Origin of the sequence: Paroceanicella profunda, from assembly GCF_005887635.2 — a bacterium.
GTDB classification, from domain to species: Bacteria; Pseudomonadota; Alphaproteobacteria; order Rhodobacterales; family Rhodobacteraceae; genus Paroceanicella; species Paroceanicella profunda.
On sequence record NZ_CP040818.1, the window covers coordinates 3,210,422 to 3,231,010 of the forward strand.

Here is a 20,589-nt window from a genome sequence, read left to right on the forward strand (position 1 = left end):
CGGATTCAGCGGCCGATGTCGTTCAGATCGTAGGGGCAGGACTGGTAGATGTCATTCAGCCAGTTGCCGTAGAACAGGTGCGCATGGCTGCGCCAGCCGTTGCGTGGCGGGCGCGCGGGGTCGTCCTTCGGGTAGTAGTTCACCGGAACGTGGATCGGCCGGCCCTGGGCCACGTCGCGGTCATACTCCTCCTTCAGCGTGCCGGTCTCATATTCGAGGTGGTTGAACATGTAGAGCGCGTTGTGGGCCTGATCGTCGACGAGGCAGGGGCCGCTGTCATCGGAATCCGCCAGAACCTCCAGCCCCGGCGGCAGGTCCGCCTCGCGGATCTCGGTCCAGCGGCTCACCGGCACGATGAAACTGTCGTCGAAGCCGCGCAGAACCGGTGCCGTGGACACCCGCACCCGGTGCTCGAAACAGCCGAAGCTCTTTTCCGCCAGCGTGTGCTTGGGCACGCCGTGGAAGTGGTTCAGCATCGCCTGCGCGCCCCAGCACACGCCGAGCGTGCGGTGCACGTTGGTCTGGGTCCAGTCGAAGATGCGGCGCAGCTCGTCCCAGTAGGTGACCTGGTCGTACTCCAGCAGCTCGATGGGCGCGCCGGTGATGATGAGCCCGTCGAACTTGCGGTGCTTCGCCGCCTCGAAGGTGGCGTAGAAGCTCTCCATATGCGCGGGCGCGGTGTGGCGGGACTGGTGCTCGGTCATCCGGATGAGGCTGAATTCCACCTGCAGCGCGGTGGAGCCGATGAGGCGGACGAACTGCGTCTCCGTCTGCACCTTCTTGGGCATCAGGTTCAGCAGCGCGATCTGCAGCGGACGGATGTCCTGATGCAATGCCATCTCCTCGGACATCACCATCACACCTTCGCGGCTGAGCACGTCGTAGGCGGGCAGGTCTCCGGGGATCTTGATCGGCATTGCATTTGCTCCCTTCAGTCAGGAGCAGGGAGATAGGCCAGTGGAGGCCGTATTGCAAATGATCGGGCGCGGTTTCCCTTACGGAAGATTACGGCGGCCCACCGTTGCGGCCTCCGGGCGCATGGGCCCCGGGGGGCACCGGCGCCTCGCCGGCGGCCCGGCATGGAGCAGACCGGCCGCAGCGGTGTGTCGTGCCGGGGCCGGAAGGGGGACAGCCGTCGGCGCCGGGCGCTTCAGCGCGGCGCGGGGCCGCGGGCGTCGAGCGCGCGGGAGACGAGGGCGTCGAACTCCTCCGCCGTGGTGACGTCGGCGATGTCATCCGCCTCCACCGTCACGCCCCAGTTGTCGGCGATGGCCTGGTAGAGCGGACGGCGGTGGCCCAGAAGCTGGGCGAAGCCGAAGCGGATGAAGTCGTCCGGGTTCACCGCGGCCTCCTCCACGCCCTTCTCCGAGAGGTAGCGGCTCCATTGCGCGCGCAGGAAGTCCTCGCGGTAGTACATCGGCTTGGGGGCACGGTCGAAGCGGGCCTTCAGGGCCTCCTCATGCGCCTCGGAGCCGCGGATGTAGACGATCAGCATCGCCTCGCTCACCGGCTTCAGCACGCGGTCCTGCGGGTCCTGCGGGTCCACCACCTCGCAGATCGAGCCGGAGGTGTCGCAGACGAAATGCGGGTAACCGTAGAGCATGCCGGCGCGCTCGATGAATTCACCCGCATCGCGCATCGCGGTGGCCTCGGCCGCGCGGTGGAGGCGCTGGCGGCGGCAGTATTCCTCGAAGGGGATGCCGCCCAGCTCCGCGTCACCCGGCTTGCCCAGCCAGTGCGACAGCGGCGCGAGGTTGTGGAAGGAGAGGTTCGAGCCGATGTAGATCGAATCCGAACGCAGCATCTCGCGCAGCAGCGGCACCTTCATCGCCTCGCGCTTGAAGTCGTCGGCGATGTATTCGCCCAGGTAGCGCGTGCCGATGCGGAAATCGACGGAGTAGTGAAACCAGTCGCCAGCGTCGCGCAGGAGCTGGCTGATGCGGGTCTTGCCCACGCCCGACATGCCGATGAGCGCCACGGCCTTGTGGCGGGCGCCGAGCCAGTCACGGCCGCTGGAGTAGATCATTCGGGGGCGCTCCGCTGGGCGTCGGGAGAGGGGTGCGAAAGGCGGGCGGGCCCGCCTCTCGCCGTCACGGGGTCGCTCGGGCTCAGGCCTTGGCGACGGCGTCCACGGATTTCTGCAGGATGGTCTCGGCCTCGGCCTTGTCGCCCCAGCCGATCACTTTCACCCACTTGCCCTCTTCGAGATCCTTGTAATGCTCGAAGAAGTGCTTGATGCGCTCGCGGGTCTTGGCCGGGATGTCTTCCAGGTCGTTGATATGGGCCTGGAACGGGTCGGTCTTCACGTGGGGGACGGCGATGAGCTTGTCGTCCATGCCGCCGTCGTCTTCCATCTTCAGCACGCCGACCGGGCGGCAGCGGATGACGACGCCGGGCTGCAGGGTGAAGTCGCACAGCACCAGAACGTCGGTCGGGTCACCGTCGTCATGCAGAGTGTTGGGCACGAAGCCGTAGTTGCAGGGGTAGAACATCGGGGTGTTCACGATGCGGTCGACGAACACGGCGCCGGAGTCCTTGTCGAGCTCGTATTTCACCGGCTGGCCGCCATTCGCGCCACCGGTGATCTCGATCACCACGTTGATGTCGGAGGGGGGGGTCTTGCCCGCCGGGATCTTGTCGATGTTCATGCTTGTGCTCCTCGCACTGTCCGGTTGGTTCCACGGGCGCGCTTAGCACGGCCAGCGCCCCCTTCCAAGCCCCTCGTTGTGCAGGTGCAGCATGGCCGGGCGCCGCATGCCGCGGGCGCCGGGCCGCTCAGAAGCCGATATGCCTCTGGAAGTCGCCAAGCGCGGCGGACCAGGAGCGCAGCACGGAGGCGAAGGCCGGGGCCGGCATGCCCTGCAGGGCGACGAGGCAATAGTCCAGGTAGGGGTCGTTCTCCTCGTCCAGATAGGCCGGGCCGATGAAGGAATCCGCATTCCAGCGGTTCATCACCTCCGGGGTGGAGCCGTTGGAAAGGTCGAACCCGGCGGTGAAGCACACGGTCTCGCAGTCTCCCCCATCGGTGCAGGTGTAGAAATCCAAGTCGAAATTCACGCCGGCGGCGCTGCTGGAAACATGCGGCTCGCCGGAGGAGTCCGTGCTCAGCTTCGCGACGTAGCCCTCGGCCTGCATCGCGTCCACGAGGCTTTGCGGATCGGCCGCCGACACGGTGCCGGTCGCGGCGTCACCCCCCGGACGGGCCGCGCGCTCCGCCGAACTTCCCAGGTGCCGCAGGGCGTCGCGGCGCCAGTTCTGCTCCGCCGACGCGGTGGTCCCGGCGCTGGTGCCTGCCAGGGTCGCGGCGCAGAGCACCGCCGCAAGTCTCGATCTGGTGTGCATCCCTGTGTCCCCTTCCTCCGCGTCCCGGCGCAAGGCTAGATAAAGAGGATTGCCGGAGGGTCAATGCGACGTGAGCCCGCCTGACGCCGCCGCCGCCTCCCGCCCGACGCGACGGCGCTCCGCGCGCACCGAGATCACGTTTCCCGCGAGGATCAGCCCCGCGCCGATGAACACCGGGGCCATCAGCGGCTCGTGGTAGACCCACATGCCCAGCAGCGCGATGACCGGCAGGCGCAGGAACTCCATGGGCGCCACCACGGAGGCCGGTGCGAAGCGCAGCGCCGAGGTGAGGCAGTAATGCGCCGTGAGCCCGCAGAGCGACACGATCAGCACCCAGGGCATCATCGTCTGCGAAGGCACCGCGATGCCGCCCGGCAGCGCCAGGCCGAGGCCGAAGAGCCCCTGCAGCAGCGTCATCCAGAACAGCACGCAGAGCACCGTGTCATGCCGCATGATGCGCTTGGTGAAGAGGGTGTTCAGCGCGAATCCCACCGCGGCGCCCAGCCCGGCGGCATGCCCCCATTCCAGCGGCGCCACCCCGGGCTGCGCCACGACGAGGATGCCGAGGAAGCCGATACCCGCCGCAAGCAGGCGCCCGCGCGTCATCTGCTCGCCCAGGAACAGCGGCGCCAGCAGCGCCACCCAGATCGGGTTGGTGAATTCCAGCGCCACGAGCTGGCTGAGCGGGATGGTGGCGATGCCGAAGAACCACAGGTTCTGCCCGGTGAAATGCACCACGTTGCGCGCCAGGTGCTGGCCGGGATGGCGGGTGCGCACCTGCGCGAAGCCACCGCCGCGGGGCAGGGCGAGCAGGCCCAGAACCACCGCGAACCCGATGAACGAGCGGTACATCATCAGCTCGAACGTATCGAGCTCTGCCGCGATCTCCCGACCGGCGACCGCCATGGCGGAGAAGGATGCGATGGCCCCGAGCATCCACAGGGCCGCCTTGAGGGGATTCGTGCCTTGCATGATGGCGCGACTGTGCTGCGCGGGCCCTGCGCAGGCAAGCAATTTCGTGAACGTGTGAACCGAATGCCTCCCGGCCGCGGGCGGCCTGCCGGGCCGGCCCGTAAGCGCCGCGCCGCACCACGCACCGGCACGCCCGAAAGGGCCACGCTGCGGCTGTTCACCGGCGTGTCCCCTCCGGGCCGGCTGGGCCACGCCGGGACCCCGACCGGCACTCCCGAAGGCGCCGCGCCGGGGCGGCATCCCCACGTTCCAGAAGAGGTTCCCTCCCGGCCGGCAGGGCCACGCCGCACCCCGGACCGGCGCTCCGGAAGGCCCCGCGCCGGCACGGCACGCCCGCGTGCCGGGAGAGGCTCCCTCCGGGCCGGCAGGGCCACGCCGCGCCCCGGACCGGCACTCCCGAAGGCGCCGCGCCGTGATCGCACACGGGCGTGGCGGAACAGGCTCGCTTCGGGCCGGCAGGGCCACGCCACCGGGCCCTATGTCCGCCCCGGCACCGGCGGGCACGCGGAGGGCCCGGCGGCCCGGACAGCAAAAGGCCGCACACCGGAGCCCGGAGTGCGGCCTTTGGACGGTCATGCCCGGAGGCAGGCCGGATCAGGCGGTGGCGTCTTCTTCCTCGGCCTCGGCCTCGGAACGGCTGCGCGACGGCTTCACCTTGAATTCACGGAGCAGGAAGGCGGGGACATGGTCGCCCAGCCCGATGACCGGCGCCTCACGCCCGCCCTTGCCACGTCCGCGCGACCCGGAACCGGAACCGGAGGAGGACCGGCCACGGCCGCGCTCCTCGGGTTCCTGACGTGCCGGAGCCGGAGCCGGAGCCTGAGCGGCGGGCTCTTCGGCCACGACCGGGGCTGCGGGAGCCTCGGCGGCTGCAGCCTCGACCGGGGCCTCGGCGGGGGCTTCGGCAGCCTGGGTCTCGTCGCGGTCACGGCCACGGCTGCGCGGCTTGCGCTCGCGCCGGGGGCGGGCGGGCTTGCCATCCTTCTCGCGACGGTCGGTCGCCTCGGGGCGGAAGCTCTCGGCCTCGCCACCGGCCAGCGGGCTCTCGACCACCGGAATTTCGCTTTTCACCAGATCCTCGATCTGAGCGAGGTACTTCGCTTCGTGCGGCAGGCAGATCGTAATGGCGCGCCCCTTTCGGCCGGCCCGGCCGGTGCGGCCGATGCGGTGGACATAGTCTTCGGAATGAATCGGCACATCGAAGTTGAACACGTGGCTCACGTTCGGGATGTCGAGGCCGCGGGCGGCCACGTCGGACGCCACGAGGAACTGCACCGAGCCGTCGCGGAACCCGTTCAGCACCCGGGTGCGCACGGCCTGGTCGAGGTCGCCGTGCAGGGCGCCCACGTTGAAGCCATGCTTCTCGAGGCTCTTGAACAGCACGTCCACGTCACGCTTGCGGTTGCAGAAGATGATCGCGTTGCGCAGCTCGTCTCCCTCGCTCTGCATGATCCGGCGAAGGACCTCGCGCTTCTCGGTGTCCGCGCGGTCCTTGCGGGTGGGGATGTGCTTGCAGACGCGCTGCTCGATCGTGTCCGAGGCGGTGGCCTGGCGGGCCACCTCCACGCGCACCGGGTTGTGCAGGAAGGTCTCGGTGAGGCGGGTGATCTCCGGCGCCATGGTGGCGGAGAAGAACAGCGTCTGCCGGGTGAAGGGCGTGAGGCCGAAGATGCGCTCGATGTCCGGGATGAACCCCATGTCGAGCATGCGGTCGGCCTCGTCCACCACCATGATCTGCACGCCGGTGAGCATCAGCTTGCCGCGCTCGAAATGGTCCAGCAGGCGGCCCGGGGTGGCGATCAGCACGTCCACGCCGCGGTCGATCAGCTTGTCCTGGTCCTTGAACGAGACACCGCCGATGAGCAGCGCCATGGTGAGGCGGTGGTGCTTGCCGTAGATCTCGAAGTTCTCCGCCACCTGGGCGGCAAGCTCGCGCGTGGGGCAGAGGATGAGGCTGCGCGGCATGCGCGCCTTCGCCCGGCCCTGCGCCAGGATGGTGATCATCGGCAGGGTGAAACTGGCGGTCTTGCCGGTGCCCGTCTGGGCGATTCCGAGCACGTCGCGCCCCACGAGGGCATGGGGAATCGCCTGCTCCTGGATGGGGGTGGGGCTGGTGTAGCCGGCTTCGGAAATGGCTTCGAGCACCTTGGGGTCAAGGTCGAGATCGGAAAAACTGGTCATGGTTCTTTCATCCAGGCCCGCTTCGGGGCGTGTTGCGGCAGGAATGGCCGCGAAAGATCCATGCGGCCCCGGGGCAGCCCGGATTGGCCCGTCCCCTCATCTGATGCGCCTCATATCGCGTGGATGTGTCGAAAAGTCAAGGATTCTGGCCAATCCGGTTGCAATGCAATAAACACGTCCTTTCCGTGTGGTTTAAGAAGTTCCCCGAAAATATGTGAGCAAATATGCCGCAGGGGGTTCCGCAGCCCGTGCGGAGGCGCTATATGCGCCCGGAACCCATGATATGGAGCAGGTGCAACATGAGCGCAAACGCCCGGACGATCGCCGATGCGGCCCCCGCCGCGCCCAAGGGATTCGTGTCCCTCAAGGTCCATGCCGTGAAACACTGGACCGACCGGACCTTCTCCTTCACCTGCGACCGCCCGCAGAGCTTCCGCTTCCGCTCCGGCGAGTTCGCGATGATCGGCCTCATGGTGGACGGCAAGCCGCTTGTGCGCGCCTATTCCATCGCCTCGCCGTCGTGGGACGAGGAACTGGAGTTCTACTCCATCAAGGTGCAGGAGGGCCCGCTCACCTCGCGCCTGCAGCATCTGCGGCCCGGCGACGAGATCGTGATGCGCCCCAAGCCCGTCGGCACGCTGGTGCATGACGCGCTCACCCCGGGCAAGCGGCTGATCATGTTCTCCACCGGCACCGGCATTGCGCCCTTCGCCAGCGTGATCCGCGACCCGGAGACCTATGAGAAGTTCGACGAGATCATCCTCACCCAGACCTGCCGCGACGTGGGCGAGCTGGATTTCGGCAAGGCGCTGGTCGAGGCGATCCGCAATGACGAGCTGCTCTCCGAGCTGGTGGGCGACAAGCTGCGCCTGTTCACCACCACCACCCGCGAGCCCTCGCCGGAGATGGGCCGCATGACCGACTGGATCCGCGACGGCCGCTTCGAGACGGCCACCGGCGCGCCGCTTTCCCCCGCAACCGACCGGGTGATGATCTGCGGTTCCATGGGCATGCTGCAGGAGCACAAGGAACTGTGCGAGGCCGCCGGCATGAAGGAAGGCTCCAACTCCGAGCCGGGCGATTTCGTGATCGAGAAGGCCTTCGTGGACTGAGCGCCGGTGTCCGGTCTGTCCGTCAACCTGCCGGACCGGGTCCCGTTCAACGTTCAGGAGCGTGACATTGACCTGCTTTTGCTCGAGCAGATCCATGTCTCCCCTCCGTTTCTGGCATCACTGACATCGAAGCTCGGCCTCGCCGGGGCCGAGTTCGATACTGCCGCTCACAGTGTCTCGACCGAGCTGGGAGAGACAGACGTCCTCCTGGTAGTGCATACACGTTCAGGACTGCATGCCGTGATGATCGAGGACAAGATCGGCGCTCCGATGCAGGGACGGCAGGCTGAGCGGTATCACCAGCGTGGCGCGGCCCTGTGCGCCGCGGGCAGGGTGACCGGTTATACGACGGTTCTTTGCGCCCCCAGATTTTATCTCTCCGGAGTGGGCCGCGGCGAACCCTGGCAGCACAAGATCCCGTTGGAAGAGATGTGCGACTGGCTGGGTCATGGGCCCGCTGCTGACTGGCGGCGGGCGATACTCGGCGCTGCCTGTGCGAAGCTGACCCGCGCGCGCTCCGCCGAGAGAAGGGACGGGCTGGTTCCCGGCCCTGAACTTCTGGCTCTCAAGCGCAGCTATCACGCCTATGTCTCTCAGCATCACCCAAACCTGCTGCTTTCAACTCAGGTCCGTGGCGAGCGGGACTATTTCATCTCGGCCCCGGGTCTTCCCAAGGGCATCCGGTTCAAGCACGGGCTCTATTCCGGCTGGGTGAGCCTGATCTGCGAGCGAAAATGGCGCCCTCAGGCCGAGGCATGGCTGGCACGGCCGGGCCGGCGCGAGGATCTTGCCGTGGAGCGATTTAGCGGCGAAATTCACCTGCGTCTTCCCGTCGAGATCCTCGACCCCGCGCTGCCCGCAGAGGTGCAAGCTGCGACGATCAATGCTGCACTTGACCGTATCGGTCAGCTCCGCAGGGTTGCAGAGGAAATTGCGGAAATCCGCTTCTGACCGCCTCACTCCGCCGGGGTCTTCTCCGGCGCGGGGGCGGGCTGGGAATAGCTCGCCACCTTCTCGTCGTATTTCGGGTGCAGCGTGCCGCCGATCCGGTCCCAGAAGCTGAAGAAATTCGCGTAGTTGTAGCGGAAGTGCTCGTGGTGCTGGTCATGGAACGTGACGCAGACCATGGGCGAGGGGAAGCGGGTGGAGCGGTCGGCGAAATACTCGAAGCCGGAATGCCCGATCTGGCCGTTGATGTGGTCCCACACCCGGTGCGCGACGAGCACCAGCGGCGGGATCGGCACGAAGATCGGCGCGATCAGGTAGTAGGACTGCATGGCGAACGCGTCCATGAGCGTGTCGGAATAGTTCGACCACACGGTGGGCGCCACGGAGCGGTGATGCCAGAAGTGGTGCTTGTAGAGCGTCTTCGTGTGCATCAGCCGGTGGCCCCAGTAGAACCAAGCGTCATAGAGCACGATGGAGACGAGGAACATGCCGATGGCGCTCACCCAGGTGAGCTCCAGCGGCGCCCAGATCGTCCAGCCCATGTACTGCAGCCACAGCCCGCCGGCCAGGCAACCGCAGGTGACCACGAGCGATTTCACCGACTGGATGATCTCGATGCGCGCCCGGTCCTCGCCGCGCCGCTTGGGCTGGATGCGCCTGTCCGGGTTGCGCTTGTTGATCCACACCAGCAACGCGCCCTCGCCGAAGTAGAGCGCGAGTGTGGCGACATAGACCGCCGCCCAGATGCCGAAGAAAACGCCGATGTCAGCCCACATGTCGAGGACCCTTCCTTGCATTGCGGGCCGGCAGGGGGCCGGGCTCCGCTATGGATGTCAGTTGGGGCGCATATTGTCCGGTGCAATGGCTGGCTGCGGAGGCGGGCCCGTGCCGGACAGGGAGGAGACTGACGGATTGCGGCGCGAGGTTCAACCCCGCGCCGCGCCGCATCAGCTGTGCATTTCCTTGGTGGCGGTGAGGCGCAGCTCCGGGAAGTCGCGCTCCACCCGGTCGATGTCCCACTGCAGGCGGGTGAGGTAGACCGGGTCGCCGTCATGATCCTCGGCCATGTGGCCCTTGTTCACCTTCATGAAGGCTTCCAGCTTGTCCTTCGGCCCGGCGATCCAGCGCGCGGAGGTGAACTGGCTGGGCTCGAAGCGCACCGGCAGCCCGTATTCCAGCTCGATCCGGCTCGCGAGCACCTCGAACTGCAGCGCGCCGACCACGCCGACGATCCAGCCCGAGCCGATCATCGGCTTGAAGAGCTTCGCGGCGCCTTCCTCGGCGAACTGGGTCAGCGCCTTGTCGAGATGCTTGGCCTTCATCGGGTCGGCGGCGCGCACCGATTGCAGCAGCTCCGGCGCGAAGGAGGGGATGCCGGTGAAGCGCAGGTCCTCGCCCTCGGTGAGCGCGTCGCCGATGCGCAGCTGGCCGTGGTTCGGGATGCCGATGATGTCCCCCGCCCAGGCGTCCTCGGCGATCTCGCGCTCGGAGGCGAGGAACATCACCGGGTTGGACACCGCCATCGGCTTCTTCGTGCGCACATGGTGCAGCTTCATGCCCCGGGTGAAGTGCCCCGAGCACAGGCGCAGGAAGGCCACGCGGTCACGGTGCTTGGGGTCCATGTTCGCCTGAACCTTGAACACGAAGCCGGAAACCTTTGATTCATCGGCGGAAACCTGGCGCGGCTCGGCCGGGCGCACCTGCGGCGGCGGGCCGTAATTGCCGATTCCGGCCATTAGTTCGCGCACGCCGAAGGAGTTGATCGCGGAGCCGAACCAGATCGGGGTCATCGAGCCGTCATGGAAGGCCTGCGCGTCGAACCGCGGCAGGAGCTCGCGCGCCATTTCCACGTCTTCACGAAGCTTTTCAAGCAGATGCGGGGGGATCTTCTCATCCAGAAGCGGGTCGTCCAGCCCCTTCATCTCGATGGAGGCGGCCTTCACGTTGCGGTCCGCCCGGTCCATCAGCTCCAGCCGGTCGTTGATCATGTCGTAGCAGCCGAGGAACTCGCGCCCCATGCCGATGGGCCAGCTCGCCGGCGCCACGTCGAGGGCCAGCAGCTCCTGGATCTCGTCGATGATCTCGAACGTGTCGCGGCTCTCGCGGTCCATCTTGTTGCAGAAGGTGAGGATCGGCAGGTCGCGCATCCGGCAGACCTCGAAGAGCTTGCGGGTCTGGCTCTCCACGCCCTTCGCGCCGTCGATCACCATGATCGCGGCGTCCACGGCGGTGAGGGTGCGGTAGGTGTCCTCCGAGAAGTCGGAGTGGCCCGGCGTGTCCACCAGGTTGAACCACCAGCGGTCGAACTCGAAGGACATGGCCGAGGCGGAGACGGAGATGCCGCGGTCCTGCTCCATCTTCATGAAGTCGGAGCGGGTGCGCCGGGCCTCGCCCTTGGCGCGCACCTGGCCGGCCATCTGGATGGCGCCCCCGTAGAGAAGGAACTTCTCGGTCAGCGTCGTCTTGCCCGCATCGGGATGCGAGATGATCGCGAAGGTGCGACGGCGCCCGATCTCGGGCGGCAGGGCGGGTTGGTTGTCGGCTCGGTCCAGCATGGGCGGGATATAGGCCAGCGCGGGGCCGAAGGGAATGCCCTATCTCCGCGCGGTGCTTCCCCCGGCCCGCCTGCCGGCGCTCAGCCCCAGGCGCGGGCGATGAAGGCGCCGCAGGCCGCGCTGCGCGGGGCGTCGAACACCTGGCGGGTCTCGCCGATTTCCAGCAGCTTGCCGGACTGCATGTAGGCCGTGCGGTCCGCCAGCCGGCGCGCGCGGGCGAGGTCCCGGCTCTGGAACACGATGGTGAGGCGGCCGCGCAGGGCCAGCAGGGCGGCGAGCATGCGGTCGGCCTCCCAGGGCTCGCTCACGAAGGGTTCGCTCATCACCAGGATGTCGGGCCGGCGGCTGAGCGCCATCGCGAGGGCGAGGCGGCGCTGCTGGCCGAAGGTGAGATCGGCGCCGAAGCTCTGCAACCGGCCGGTGAGTTCAGGCCAGAGGCCGGATGCGGTGAGTGCCGCGGTCACCGCCAGGTCTATCTCCGCCTCGTTGCGCGCCGGTCCGGCGGCGCGCAGGCCGCGGGCGATGCAGTCATGCACCGAGCCCTCCAGCCGCGCCGTGGCGTCCTGAACCCGCACGATCTGGTCCGGGCGGGCAGGGCCCTCGGCCAGGAAGTCGCGGCCCTCCAGCCGCATGGAGCCTTCCAGCTCCCAGTCCGGGTCTCCCGACAGCCGGCGGTCGAGCAGGGCGAGGAACTCGGACTTCCCCGCGCCCTTCGGCCCGATGAGCGAGAGGCATTCCCCGGCGCGCAGCGACAGGCAGACCGCCCTGAGCGGCGTGACGTTCTCCCCGCGCAGGGAGAGCTGATCGACCCGCATCAACGGGCGGCCGGGCAGGACCGTGGCGGTGGCGAGGACCATGACAGGGCTCCTTTCTCGGAACGGTGTGATTCGGACAGCTTTCGTCGGTTTCCTCTGCCCAGTCTGAAGCATTCGTCGGGCAGATGGCATTGATTCAGGTCACTTTCGGGCCTGCCTGACGGCCCTTTGCACCAATTTAGGGCAATTGCCCGGGGTATCGACCTGAACCCGAAATTCTGAAACACATGCCGGGCGGCCATCCGGGGCCGCGTGACGGAAAGGACAGGATCCATGGATCTCGGAATCAGGGGCAAGACGGCGATTGTCTGTGCCGGCTCGAAGGGGCTGGGGCGCGGCTGTGCGGAGGCGCTGGCGGAGGCCGGGGTCGGCCTCGTCCTGAACGCGCGCAGCGAGGGCCCGCTCACGCAGACCGCCGAGAGCATCCGCGCGCGCTTCAACGTGCCGGTCACCACGGTTGCCTGCGACATCACCACCGAAGCCGGGCGCGACAAGGTGCTCGCCGCCTGCGAGGCCCCCGACATCCTGATCAACAATGCCGGCGGCCCGCCCCCGGGCATCTGGTCGGACTGGGAGCGCGAGGACTGGCTGAAGGCGGTCGAGGGCAACATGATCACCCCGATCATGCTCATCAAGGCCGTGCTGCCGGGGATGATGGAGCGCGGCTGGGGCCGCATCGTGAACATCACCAGCCAGGCCGTGAAGGCACCGATCGCGAATCTCGGCCTGTCCAACGGCGCGCGCGCCGGGCTCACCGGCTATGTGGCGGGCACCTCGCGGCAGGTGGCCTCCTCGGGCGTGTGCATCAACAACCTGCTGCCGGGCATCCACGCGACCGACCGCGCCGATGCGCTGGACAGCAAGGTGGCCGAAGCCGCCGGCATCTCCATCGAGGAAGCCCGCGCGCAGCGTGCCGCGAGCGTGCCCGCCGGCCGCTACGGCACCGCGGAGGAATTCGGCCAGACCTGCGCCTTCCTGTGCTCCCAGCACGCCGGGTTCATCATCGGCCAGAACGTTCTGCTGGACGGCGGCGCGAACTCCATGATGCTGTGACGAAAGCCCCCGGCCGCCGCCACCCGGTGCGGCCGGGGCACAGGCCCCCGAGAGGCCGGGCGCGGCCTGACACCGGACCCCCACGTCCCGGAAGCGCCCGGCGCGGCTTGCCGCCGAAGCCCGACACCCCGGCACCGCCCGGCGCGGCCCACACCGGAGCCCGGTGCCCTGGCATCGCGCGGCCTGACGCCGGATCCTGACACCCTGGCGCCGGCGGCGACCGGGTGGCGCGGGCCAGCGGAGGGCACCACTTCGCCAATCCGGGCCTGCCGGGGCCGGGTGGGGCATCCCCGGGCGCGGTCCAGGCCAACGGGAGCATACCTGCGGTACCGGCCGTCACGGCCCCTGCCTGTCCCCATCCGTCCATCCTGTCGCGCGGGCCAGCGGAACGTGCCCGCCCGCTTTTCGCGGGGGCGCGCGGAAAGTGCCTGCCCGTGAGTGTCCCGGGGGTGCTGCAAGGGCGGGCGGTGCATCTTGTCGCGCGGGCGTGCGGATGGTACCCCGGGGAAACCTGAGGGAACATATCGGATATCTTTCCCGTGCCAGACCTGCCGCCGCTTCCGGCCCCGAGGCTCGCCCTCGCTTCGATAACGCGCGTCTATGACCGCGCCACCGTGGTCGACGACCTCAGCCTCAGCCTGCAGGAGGGGCAGGTGACCTGCCTGCTCGGCCCCTCGGGCTGCGGCAAGTCCACCACGCTGCGCATCGCGGCGGGGGTGGAGCGGCAGACCGCCGGCACCGTGGCGGTTGACGGCGTCACCATTTCCGACGCGCAGCGCCACCTGCCGCCGGAGCGCCGCTCCATCGGCCTCATGTTCCAGGATTTCGCCCTGTTCCCGCATCTCGACGTGGCCGCGAACGTGGCCTTCGGCCTGCGCCGGGGCGGCCCCCGCAGCCGGCAGCGCGTGGGCGAGTTGCTCGAGCGGGTCGGCCTCGCGTGCTTCGGCGACAAGTTTCCCCACCAGCTCTCCGGGGGCGAGCAGCAGCGCGTGGCGCTGGCCCGCGCCCTGGCCCCGCGCCCCAGGGTGATGCTGATGGACGAGCCGTTCTCCGGCCTCGACAACCGCCTGCGCGACGGCATCCGCGACGAGACCCTCGCCATCCTGAAGGACGAGGGCGCGGCGGTGCTGCTGGTGACCCATGAGCCGGAGGAGGCGATGCGCATGGCCGACACGATCGCGCTGATGCGCGCCGGCCGGGTGGTGCAGGAGGCCTCGCCCTACAACATCTACAACACCCCGCGTGACCTCGCCGCCGCGCGCTTCTTCTCCGATGTGAACGTGATCGGCGGGCGGGTGTCGCAAGGCCGCACCGAGACGCCCTTCGGCCCGTTTCTCACCCCGGGGCTGGAGGACGGCGCGGCGGTGGACATCGTCATCCGCCCCCAGCACCTGCGCATCGACTTCGACCGGGCCGGCCAGGGGCCCGCACCCACGCCCGAGCATGGGTCCTGGGCGCGCGGACAGGTGGTGCGGGCCCGCTTCATGGGCTCGGAAAGCCTGGTGGAACTGGCGATGGAACAGGGCGGCATGGTGCTGCGCGCCACGATTCCGGGGGTCTTCCTGCCCCGGCCGGGCAAGAGCCTGTGGCTGGCGCTGCGGCGCGACAGGTGTTTCGTGTTCTCCGCTGCCGCCCCCGCCGCCACCCCGGGCGCGCAAGCATCGAAAAATTGAACGCCCCATGCCGTGTTTGGGGTTTGAACCCGGCCTGCAAATCCCATAGATATTGACCGGAACGGGTATGGGCCTGACAGGGTGGCCCCCGTCCCGTAGCAAGAAGGAACACATAATGAGCCCGAGCATCTGGCAAATTCTGATCGTCGTGATCCTCGCGGTGCTCCTCTTCGGCCGGGGCAAGATTTCCGGGCTGATGGGGGATGTCGCGAAAGGCATCAAGAGCTTCAAGAAGGGCATGGCCGAGGAGCCGGAGGAGACTCATCAGGTAGAGCGCTCCGACAAGGCGGTCGACGTGACCCCCGCGAAGGACAAGGTCTGAGCCGAACCCCCGTCGGGAGACCACGCGCATGTTCGATATCGGTTGGTCCGAGCTTCTCGTGATCGGAGTGCTCGCACTCCTCGTGGTGGGGCCCAAGGACCTGCCGCGCATGTTCCACACCGTCGGCCAGTATGTCGGCAAGGCGCGGGGCATGGCGCGGGAATTCCAGCGCAGCATGGAAGACGCAGCCCGGGAAGCCGGCATGGAGGACGTGGCCAAGGCCGCCCGCTCCGTGCAGGATGTCGGCCGCATCGCCAAGGGCGGCACCGCAGGCATGGCGAAGTTCGGCATCGACAAGGCCACGAAGCCGGTTGCCGCCGCAACCACCGCGAAGACCACCCAGGACCCCGCGCCGGAACCGGAGCCGGCCGCGGCCGCCCCGATGCCTCCGGCGGCCGCCACTCCCGCACCGGCGGCCGCGACCTTCGCGGACGCGGCACCGGCTCCCGCAGATCCTCCGGCACGGGAGGCGGCTGCCCAACAGCCCCCCGGACCCGGCGGCAATGCTTCATAGCGGCCCGCCCGGGCCACGGCGAGACCCCCAAGAATGACAGAAGAAAACCTTGATGACAGCAAGGCGCCGCTCATCGAGCACCTGATCGAGCTGCGCTCCCGGCTCATCAATGCCCTCATCGGGCTGGCGATCACCGTGATTTTCTGCGCCTTCTTCGCGCGTGAGATCTTCGATTTCCTGACCCATCCGCTGCGCGACGAACTGCTCGCGCGCGGGCAGGAACCGCACCTGATCTACACCCAGCTTTACGAGAAGTTCTTCGTTCACCTGAAGATCGCGCTGTTCGGCGGCGTGTTTCTCGCCTTTCCGGTGATCGCCTGGCAGATCTGGCGCTTCGTGGCCCCCGGGCTTTACAAGAACGAGCGGGGCGCGTTCCTGCCGTTCCTGGTGGCAACGCCGGTGCTGTTCCTTGCCGGCGCCTCGCTGGTCTATTTCTTCATCATGCCGATGGCGATCAGCTTCTTCCTCGACTTCCAGAGTTCGGGAGACGCGGAGGGCACGCAGATCGAGTTCCTCGGCAAGGTGAACGAGTATCTCAGCCTGGTGATGACCTTCATCCTGGCCTTCGGCATCTGCTTCCAGCTTCCGGTGCTGCTCACGCTCATGGGGCGGGTGGGGCTCACCTCCTCCGCCGGCCTGAAGCGGATGCGCAAATATGCCATCGTCGGCATCGCCGCCGCCGCCGCCGTGCTCACGCCGCCCGATCCGATCAGCCAGCTCGGCCTCGCGATCCCGATCTACTTCCTCTACGAGGTCTCGATCTGGCTGGTGGCCGGCATCGAGCGCAAGGAGGAGCAGCGCCTGCGCGCCGAGGGTCTCTGGGTCGACGACGACGAGCTGGAGGAAGATGAGGACGACACGGAAGAGAGCCGCAAGTGACCGGCTCCTCCGCCGTGCTGACCCGCATCGCCGAGGCGCTGGAGCGGATGTCCCCGCCGCCTGCGCCGGCGCCCGGCTTCACCGAGGCGGATGCCTATGTCTGGCACACCGCGCCGGACCGGCTCCAGCCCGTGCCCGCGGTGAACCGGGTCGAGATCGGCCTGCTGGTGGGCATCGACCGCTCGCGCGACACGCTTCTGGCCAACACGGAGCAGTTCGCCCTGGGCCATGCCGCCAACAATACCCTGCTCTGGGGCGCGCGCGGCATGGGCAAGTCCAGCCTGGTGAAGGCGGCCCATGCCGAGATCCTGCGCCGCCACCCCGGCACGCTGGTGCTGGTGGAGATCCAGCGCGACGATATTCCCTCCATAGGCCGGCTGCTGGGCCTGCTGCGCGGCGCGGACCGGCGCTTCCTGCTGTTCTGCGACGACCTGTCGTTCAGCCATGACGACGCGCATTACAAGTCGCTCAAGGCGGTGCTGGACGGCGGCATCGAGGGCCGGCCGGAGAACGTGCTGTTCTACGCCACCTCGAACCGCCGCCACCTGATGCCGCGGGACATGATCGAGAACGAGCGCTCCACGGCCATCAACCCCGGCGAGGCGGTGGAGGAGAAGGTTTCGCTCTCCGACCGTTTCGGCCTGTGGCTGGGCTTCCACCCCTGCACCCAGGGCGAGTTCCTCGGGATGATCGAGGGCTATGTGCGCGCCGCCGGCATCGAGATCGACGCGGCCGAGCTGCAGGCCGAGGCCATCGAGTGGCAGCAGACCCGCGGCGGCCGCTCCGGCCGTGTGGCCTGGCAGTTCGTCACCGACCTTGCCGGGCGGCGCGGCATCCGCCTGGGCTGACGCCCCGTCCCCTGGCGAGACACAGAAGCCGGCCCTCGGGCCGGCTTTTTGCTGAGCGCCGTGCAGCGCGCAATCCGAACGCAAAACGCGCGCCACCGGGGCGCGCGTTTCAGGCCGGGGGACGACCGGGCAGGGGCTCAGAGATAGCCGGCCGGATCCACGCTTTCCGCTCCGCGACGCACCTCGAAATGCAGCGAGGGCTGGTCCGCCGGCGCGACGGAGCCGATCACCTGGCCCCGGCCGACGATATCGCCCTTGGAGACCTGCACGTCGTCGACGCGGCCGTAGACGGTGGTGAGCCCGCCGGCATGGCGGATCAGCAGGATCTTGCCGAACCCGCCCAGCGAATTCGAGATTAGCGCCACCTCGCCGTCGTCCGCGGCCATCACCGGGCTGCCGGCGGGGGCGGCGAAGTCGATCCCGTCATTGCGGTCGGCGCCGGAGGGGGCGTAGCCTTTGGAGACGCTGCCCTTCACCGGGCTGGACAGGCGCACGCCGGTGGTGGGCGCGTTGCTGCGGTACTGGTCAAGCTGCGGCGAGGCCGGCACCACCGCCTGGGGCAGCGGCGCGGGCAGCGGGTCGGCGGCGCTCGGCGGCGTTGCCATCTGCTCGGGCTGGCCGCCGGGCACGTAGACGCTGTCGGCGCTGACCGTGGTGGTGTTCGCGGTGGCCGTCATCGGAATGCTGAGCCTCTGGCCCGGGCGCACGGTGTAGTCCCGCCCCAGGTTGTTGAGATCGGCGATGGCGCTCACCGGCACGTTGTAGAGCCGGGAAATCGAATACACCGTCTCGCCCGGCGACACGGTGTGGCTCACCGGCTGGAGGCCGGCCGTCTGCTGGCCGTCGGAGGCGAGGCTGCTGCCGGTGCCGATGCCGGGCACGGCGGTGGCCCCGCCCGTGCCCGCGCGCTCGATGGCGCTCTCCGCGAGTTCCGGGCTCCAGGCCGAGGCGCTGCCGGGGCTGGCGGGCGCGGGGCCGGGGGAGGTGAGCGGTGCTGCGGAATAGAGCGTCTCCGCCGGGGCGCTGCCGCCGCTGAGCGGCGGGACCGCGGCGATCGCCGGGGCATAGGAGGTCATCGGCGCCGGGGTGGCCTGAACCTGCTGGTCGGGGGGGATCACCAGCGTGTCGCCCCGCCGCGGCCGCCAGCTCGTGGGCAGGCCGTTGTAGGAGGCGAGACCGGCCACCGGGATGCCGATGCGGTTCGCGATCCCCTCGAGCGTGTCTCCGTCGCGGGCGATGACGACCTGATAGTCGGGATAGGTGATCACGCCTCGGGAATCGGGCTGGCCGCCGGCCGGTGCGCCGGGGGCGGCGGATCCGGGCTGGCTGCCCTGGTAGGTGACATCGGCGGGGGATTGTTCCCGGTCGCCGCCGCTACAGGCGGCAAGCGTGGCAGCCGCCACGCCGGTCAGCAGGACAGAACGAATTCTACTATGGTTTGCAAACATTTATCCGTCTTTCTGTCAGTGGCGGCGGAAGTGCATGTCAGCGCTCGGTCATGTCTTCGGCCAGCCCTTCGATCAGCGGGACGAACCTTACATCGCCAAGCTCCGAATATTCCAGCCCGTTCGGTGTCTTCACGAGTTTTATGAGTTGCTGGATCCGGTCGGATTGCCCCACCGGAAGCACCATGATCCCGCCCACGCGCAGCTGGTCGACCAGCGTGACCGGCGGGTCCTCCGCCGCGGCGGTGAGCAGGATGCGGTCGAAGGGCGCCTGCAGTTCCACGCCCCGCGTGCCGTCGTCGATCAGGATGGTGACGTTGTTGATGCCGAGCCGGTCGATCGTCTCCCGCGCGCGGCGGGCGAGGGAGCGGTGGCGTTCCACCGAATACACCCGCCGGGCCAGCCGCGCGAGGATCGCCGCCTGGTAGCCCGAGCCGGTGCCGATCTCCAGCACCTTGGCGCGGGGGGTCACTTCCAGCGCCTGGGTCATCAGCCCGACCACGGAGGGCTGGCTGATGGTCTGCCCGCAGGCGATGGGCAGGGGCAGGTCCTCGTAGGCGCGCTCCACGAAGGTGCCGTCGAGGAAGGCGTCCCGCGGGGTCTGCTCCATGGCGGTGAGCACGGCCTTGTCCGTCACCCCGGCGGAGCGGAGGGCGAAGACGAACTGCATGCGTTGTACTGTCAGGTCAGCCATGTCGCCCCTCTCGCCCCATCGTCGTGCCAGAGACTAGTCCATCGGGCCCGGAAGGTTAATCGGCCAATTTCCGCCGGTGAACTCCGTGCGACGCTGTCGCGCACGGGCAACGTTTGGCCGCCCGCGCGGCGTGCGGCCGCGCCCCGTGGCGCGGGGCGGTCAGGCCGCGGCGTCGCGATGGCCGATCACCTGCGGGTCCACGCAGCCGTGGCGGCTGCATTCCAGCTCCAGCGTGGAATGGGTGATGCCGAACCTGTCCGAGAGCGCGGCGCGCAGCGCCTCCTTGATGACATCGGCCTCGGACCAGGCGCCCTCGGCGATCACCACATGCGCGTCCACCGAGCTGCGCGTCTCGTCCACCTGCCACAGGTGCAGGTGGTGGACGGAGCCCACGCCCGCTACCGCGCACATGGTCTCCAGCACGTCCTCGGAGGCGATCTGCGGCGGCGAGCCGAGCATCAGGATGCGGATCACCGGCCCGGTTTCCACGCCCGCGTGCCACAGGATGTAGGCGGAGATCATCAGGGTGATGATCGGGTCCGCCAGGTTCCAGCCATAGAGCAGGATCAGCGTGCCCGCCACGATCACCGCCACCGAGCCCAGCGCGTCGGCGACATTGTGCACGAAGGCGGCGCGGATGTTCATGCTGTCCTTCGCCATCGCGTAGGTGAGCAGGGCGGTGATCACGTCGATCACCAGCGCGACGCCGGCGATCCAGACCACCGTCCAGCCCTCCACCGGCTGCGGATCGAAGAAGCGCTGCACCGCCTCGGCCGCGAGCCACACCCCGATCACCACCAGCGTGGTGTAGTTCACCAGTGCGGCCACCACCTCGGCGCGGCGATACCCGAAGGTCATCTGCGCGTCCGACGGCCGCTTGGCCACCCGCCGCGCCACCAGCGCGATCACGAGGGATACCGCGTCGGAGAGGTTGTGGATCGCGTCGGCGATGAGCGCGAGCGAACCGGAGACCACACCGCCGATGATCTGCACCAGCGTGAGCGCGACGTTCACCGCGATGGCGAGGATCACCCGCCGGTCGCCCGCATCCGGATCGATATGGTGATGGTGCCCGTGGCTGTGGGCGTGCCCGCCGCCGTGGCTGTGGCCAGGGGCGTCGTGGCGGCCGTGATCATGACCGGAGCCATGCGCCTGGGGCGCCTGCGGGCCACGGCCTGCCGAAGCCCTGGCTGCGGGGTCATGATGCGGCGGGTTCGGGGTATCCTGGGTCATCGG

20 protein-coding genes are annotated in these 20,589 nt (G+C 68.6%); 8 read left to right on the forward strand and 12 right to left on the reverse strand.

Going from position 1 to position 20,589, the window contains the following annotated elements; translation table 11 throughout:
• Positions 1–5 precede the first annotated feature (5 nt).
• From FDP22_RS14340 to FDP22_RS14365, 6 genes are all read right to left on the reverse strand, one after another.
• Positions 6–917 (reverse strand): homoserine O-succinyltransferase, encoded by a 912-nt coding sequence (locus tag FDP22_RS14340; RefSeq protein ID WP_138574710.1) that lies wholly within the window; start codon positions 915–917, stop codon positions 6–8.
• 233 nt (positions 918–1,150) lie between these two features.
• Positions 1,151–2,026, reverse strand: coding sequence for an ATPase (locus FDP22_RS14345; protein WP_138574712.1), 876 nt, complete (start codon positions 2,024–2,026; stop codon positions 1,151–1,153).
• Positions 2,027–2,108: 82 nt separating this feature from the next.
• On the reverse strand, positions 2,109–2,648 hold the full coding sequence (ppa, locus tag FDP22_RS14350; RefSeq protein WP_138574714.1) for an inorganic diphosphatase: 540 nt from the start codon (positions 2,646–2,648) through the stop codon (positions 2,109–2,111).
• Positions 2,649–2,775: 127 nt separating this feature from the next.
• The gene (locus FDP22_RS14355) at positions 2,776–3,342 is read right to left on the reverse strand and encodes a YbjN domain-containing protein (protein WP_138574716.1); all 567 of its coding nucleotides are present in this window, start codon (positions 3,340–3,342) and stop codon (positions 2,776–2,778) included.
• A gap of 60 nt (positions 3,343–3,402) precedes the next feature.
• Positions 3,403–4,314, reverse strand: a complete 912-nt coding sequence (locus tag FDP22_RS14360) for a DMT family transporter (RefSeq protein ID WP_138574718.1) — start codon at positions 4,312–4,314, stop codon at positions 3,403–3,405.
• Between the two features lie 594 nt (positions 4,315–4,908).
• The gene (locus FDP22_RS14365; RefSeq protein ID WP_138574720.1) at positions 4,909–6,495 is read right to left on the reverse strand and encodes a DEAD/DEAH box helicase; all 1,587 of its coding nucleotides are present in this window, start codon (positions 6,493–6,495) and stop codon (positions 4,909–4,911) included.
• A 299-nt stretch (positions 6,496–6,794) separates the two neighbouring features.
• On the opposite strand from FDP22_RS14365, the gene FDP22_RS14370 reads away from it, so the two are divergent.
• Positions 6,795–7,607 (forward strand): ferredoxin--NADP reductase, encoded by an 813-nt coding sequence (locus FDP22_RS14370; RefSeq protein WP_138574722.1) that lies wholly within the window; start codon positions 6,795–6,797, stop codon positions 7,605–7,607.
• Positions 7,608–7,613: 6 nt separating this feature from the next.
• Positions 7,614–8,558 (forward strand): hypothetical protein, encoded by a 945-nt coding sequence (locus FDP22_RS14375; RefSeq protein ID WP_138574724.1) that lies wholly within the window; start codon positions 7,614–7,616, stop codon positions 8,556–8,558.
• 5 nt (positions 8,559–8,563) lie between these two features.
• Here the strand turns inward: FDP22_RS14375 and FDP22_RS14380 are convergent, their stop codons facing one another.
• The 3 genes from FDP22_RS14380 to FDP22_RS14390 all read right to left on the reverse strand — a co-directional run bounded on the left by FDP22_RS14380 (position 8,564) and on the right by FDP22_RS14390 (position 11,967).
• On the reverse strand, positions 8,564–9,331 hold the full coding sequence (locus tag FDP22_RS14380) for a sterol desaturase family protein (RefSeq protein WP_138574726.1): 768 nt from the start codon (positions 9,329–9,331) through the stop codon (positions 8,564–8,566).
• Between the two features lie 171 nt (positions 9,332–9,502).
• Complete coding sequence (locus FDP22_RS14385) at positions 9,503–11,110, reverse strand: peptide chain release factor 3 (protein WP_138574728.1); 1,608 nt, start codon at positions 11,108–11,110, stop codon at positions 9,503–9,505.
• 80 nt (positions 11,111–11,190) lie between these two features.
• Positions 11,191–11,967, reverse strand: coding sequence for an ATP-binding cassette domain-containing protein (locus FDP22_RS14390; protein WP_170317709.1), 777 nt, complete (start codon positions 11,965–11,967; stop codon positions 11,191–11,193).
• 231 nt (positions 11,968–12,198) lie between these two features.
• Here FDP22_RS14390 and FDP22_RS14395 point away from each other — a divergent pair, with 231 nt between their 5' ends.
• The 6 genes from FDP22_RS14395 to FDP22_RS14420 all read left to right on the forward strand — a co-directional run bounded on the left by FDP22_RS14395 (position 12,199) and on the right by FDP22_RS14420 (position 17,214).
• Positions 12,199–12,978 (forward strand): SDR family oxidoreductase, encoded by a 780-nt coding sequence (locus tag FDP22_RS14395; protein WP_138574732.1) that lies wholly within the window; start codon positions 12,199–12,201, stop codon positions 12,976–12,978.
• A gap of 548 nt (positions 12,979–13,526) precedes the next feature.
• On the forward strand, positions 13,527–14,651 hold the full coding sequence (locus FDP22_RS14400; RefSeq protein ID WP_138574823.1) for an ABC transporter ATP-binding protein: 1,125 nt from the start codon (positions 13,527–13,529) through the stop codon (positions 14,649–14,651).
• Positions 14,652–14,766: 115 nt separating this feature from the next.
• Complete coding sequence (locus FDP22_RS14405) at positions 14,767–14,973, forward strand: twin-arginine translocase TatA/TatE family subunit (protein ID WP_138574734.1); 207 nt, start codon at positions 14,767–14,769, stop codon at positions 14,971–14,973.
• 28 nt (positions 14,974–15,001) lie between these two features.
• The gene (gene tatB, locus FDP22_RS14410; RefSeq protein ID WP_138574736.1) at positions 15,002–15,487 is read left to right on the forward strand and encodes a Sec-independent protein translocase protein TatB; all 486 of its coding nucleotides are present in this window, start codon (positions 15,002–15,004) and stop codon (positions 15,485–15,487) included.
• 33 nt (positions 15,488–15,520) lie between these two features.
• A complete protein-coding gene (gene tatC / locus FDP22_RS14415) occupies positions 15,521–16,366 on the forward strand; it encodes a twin-arginine translocase subunit TatC (RefSeq protein ID WP_138574738.1) in 846 nt (281 codons plus the stop codon).
• 47 nt (positions 16,367–16,413) lie between these two features.
• Positions 16,414–17,214, forward strand: coding sequence for an ATP-binding protein (locus FDP22_RS14420; protein ID WP_138574825.1), 801 nt, complete (start codon positions 16,414–16,416; stop codon positions 17,212–17,214).
• Between the two features lie 137 nt (positions 17,215–17,351).
• Here the strand turns inward: FDP22_RS14420 and FDP22_RS14425 are convergent, their stop codons facing one another.
• From FDP22_RS14425 to FDP22_RS14435, 3 genes are all read right to left on the reverse strand, one after another.
• A complete protein-coding gene (locus FDP22_RS14425; protein WP_138574740.1) occupies positions 17,352–18,662 on the reverse strand; it encodes a peptidoglycan DD-metalloendopeptidase family protein in 1,311 nt (436 codons plus the stop codon).
• A 37-nt stretch (positions 18,663–18,699) separates the two neighbouring features.
• Positions 18,700–19,353: a protein-L-isoaspartate(D-aspartate) O-methyltransferase gene (locus FDP22_RS14430; protein WP_138574742.1), complete on the reverse strand. Its 654-nt coding sequence runs from the start codon at positions 19,351–19,353 to the stop codon at positions 18,700–18,702.
• Between the two features lie 159 nt (positions 19,354–19,512).
• Positions 19,513–20,586: a cation diffusion facilitator family transporter gene (locus FDP22_RS14435; RefSeq protein ID WP_138574744.1), complete on the reverse strand. Its 1,074-nt coding sequence runs from the start codon at positions 20,584–20,586 to the stop codon at positions 19,513–19,515.
• Positions 20,587–20,589 lie beyond the last annotated feature (3 nt).

Excerpts from the sequence above, each read along its gene's own strand:
- tatC (WP_138574738.1), top strand. The coding sequence starts at position 15,521 with ATGACAGAAGAAAACCTTGATGACAGCAAGGCGCCGCTCATCGAGCAC.
- FDP22_RS14435 (WP_138574744.1), bottom strand. The coding sequence starts at position 20,586 with ATGACCCAGGATACCCCGAACCCGCCGCATCATGACCCCGCAGCCAGG.
- FDP22_RS14395 (WP_138574732.1), top strand. The coding sequence starts at position 12,199 with ATGGATCTCGGAATCAGGGGCAAGACGGCGATTGTCTGTGCCGGCTCG.
- FDP22_RS14420 (WP_138574825.1), top strand. The coding sequence starts at position 16,414 with ATGTCCCCGCCGCCTGCGCCGGCGCCCGGCTTCACCGAGGCGGATGCC.
- FDP22_RS14355 (WP_138574716.1), bottom strand. The coding sequence starts at position 3,342 with ATGCACACCAGATCGAGACTTGCGGCGGTGCTCTGCGCCGCGACCCTG.
- FDP22_RS14345 (WP_138574712.1), bottom strand. The coding sequence starts at position 2,026 with ATGATCTACTCCAGCGGCCGTGACTGGCTCGGCGCCCGCCACAAGGCC.
- FDP22_RS14365 (WP_138574720.1), bottom strand. The coding sequence starts at position 6,495 with ATGACCAGTTTTTCCGATCTCGACCTTGACCCCAAGGTGCTCGAAGCC.
- FDP22_RS14405 (WP_138574734.1), top strand. The coding sequence starts at position 14,767 with ATGAGCCCGAGCATCTGGCAAATTCTGATCGTCGTGATCCTCGCGGTG.
- FDP22_RS14390 (WP_170317709.1), bottom strand. The coding sequence starts at position 11,967 with ATGGTCCTCGCCACCGCCACGGTCCTGCCCGGCCGCCCGTTGATGCGG.
- tatB (WP_138574736.1), top strand. The coding sequence starts at position 15,002 with ATGTTCGATATCGGTTGGTCCGAGCTTCTCGTGATCGGAGTGCTCGCA.
- FDP22_RS14340 (WP_138574710.1), bottom strand. The coding sequence starts at position 917 with ATGCCGATCAAGATCCCCGGAGACCTGCCCGCCTACGACGTGCTCAGC.
- FDP22_RS14370 (WP_138574722.1), top strand. The coding sequence starts at position 6,795 with ATGAGCGCAAACGCCCGGACGATCGCCGATGCGGCCCCCGCCGCGCCC.
- FDP22_RS14385 (WP_138574728.1), bottom strand. The coding sequence starts at position 11,110 with ATGCTGGACCGAGCCGACAACCAACCCGCCCTGCCGCCCGAGATCGGG.
- FDP22_RS14380 (WP_138574726.1), bottom strand. The coding sequence starts at position 9,331 with ATGTGGGCTGACATCGGCGTTTTCTTCGGCATCTGGGCGGCGGTCTAT.
- ppa (WP_138574714.1), bottom strand. The coding sequence starts at position 2,648 with ATGAACATCGACAAGATCCCGGCGGGCAAGACCCCCCCCTCCGACATC.
- FDP22_RS14430 (WP_138574742.1), bottom strand. The coding sequence starts at position 19,353 with ATGGCTGACCTGACAGTACAACGCATGCAGTTCGTCTTCGCCCTCCGC.
- FDP22_RS14425 (WP_138574740.1), bottom strand. The coding sequence starts at position 18,662 with ATGTTTGCAAACCATAGTAGAATTCGTTCTGTCCTGCTGACCGGCGTG.
- FDP22_RS14360 (WP_138574718.1), bottom strand. The coding sequence starts at position 4,314 with ATGCAAGGCACGAATCCCCTCAAGGCGGCCCTGTGGATGCTCGGGGCC.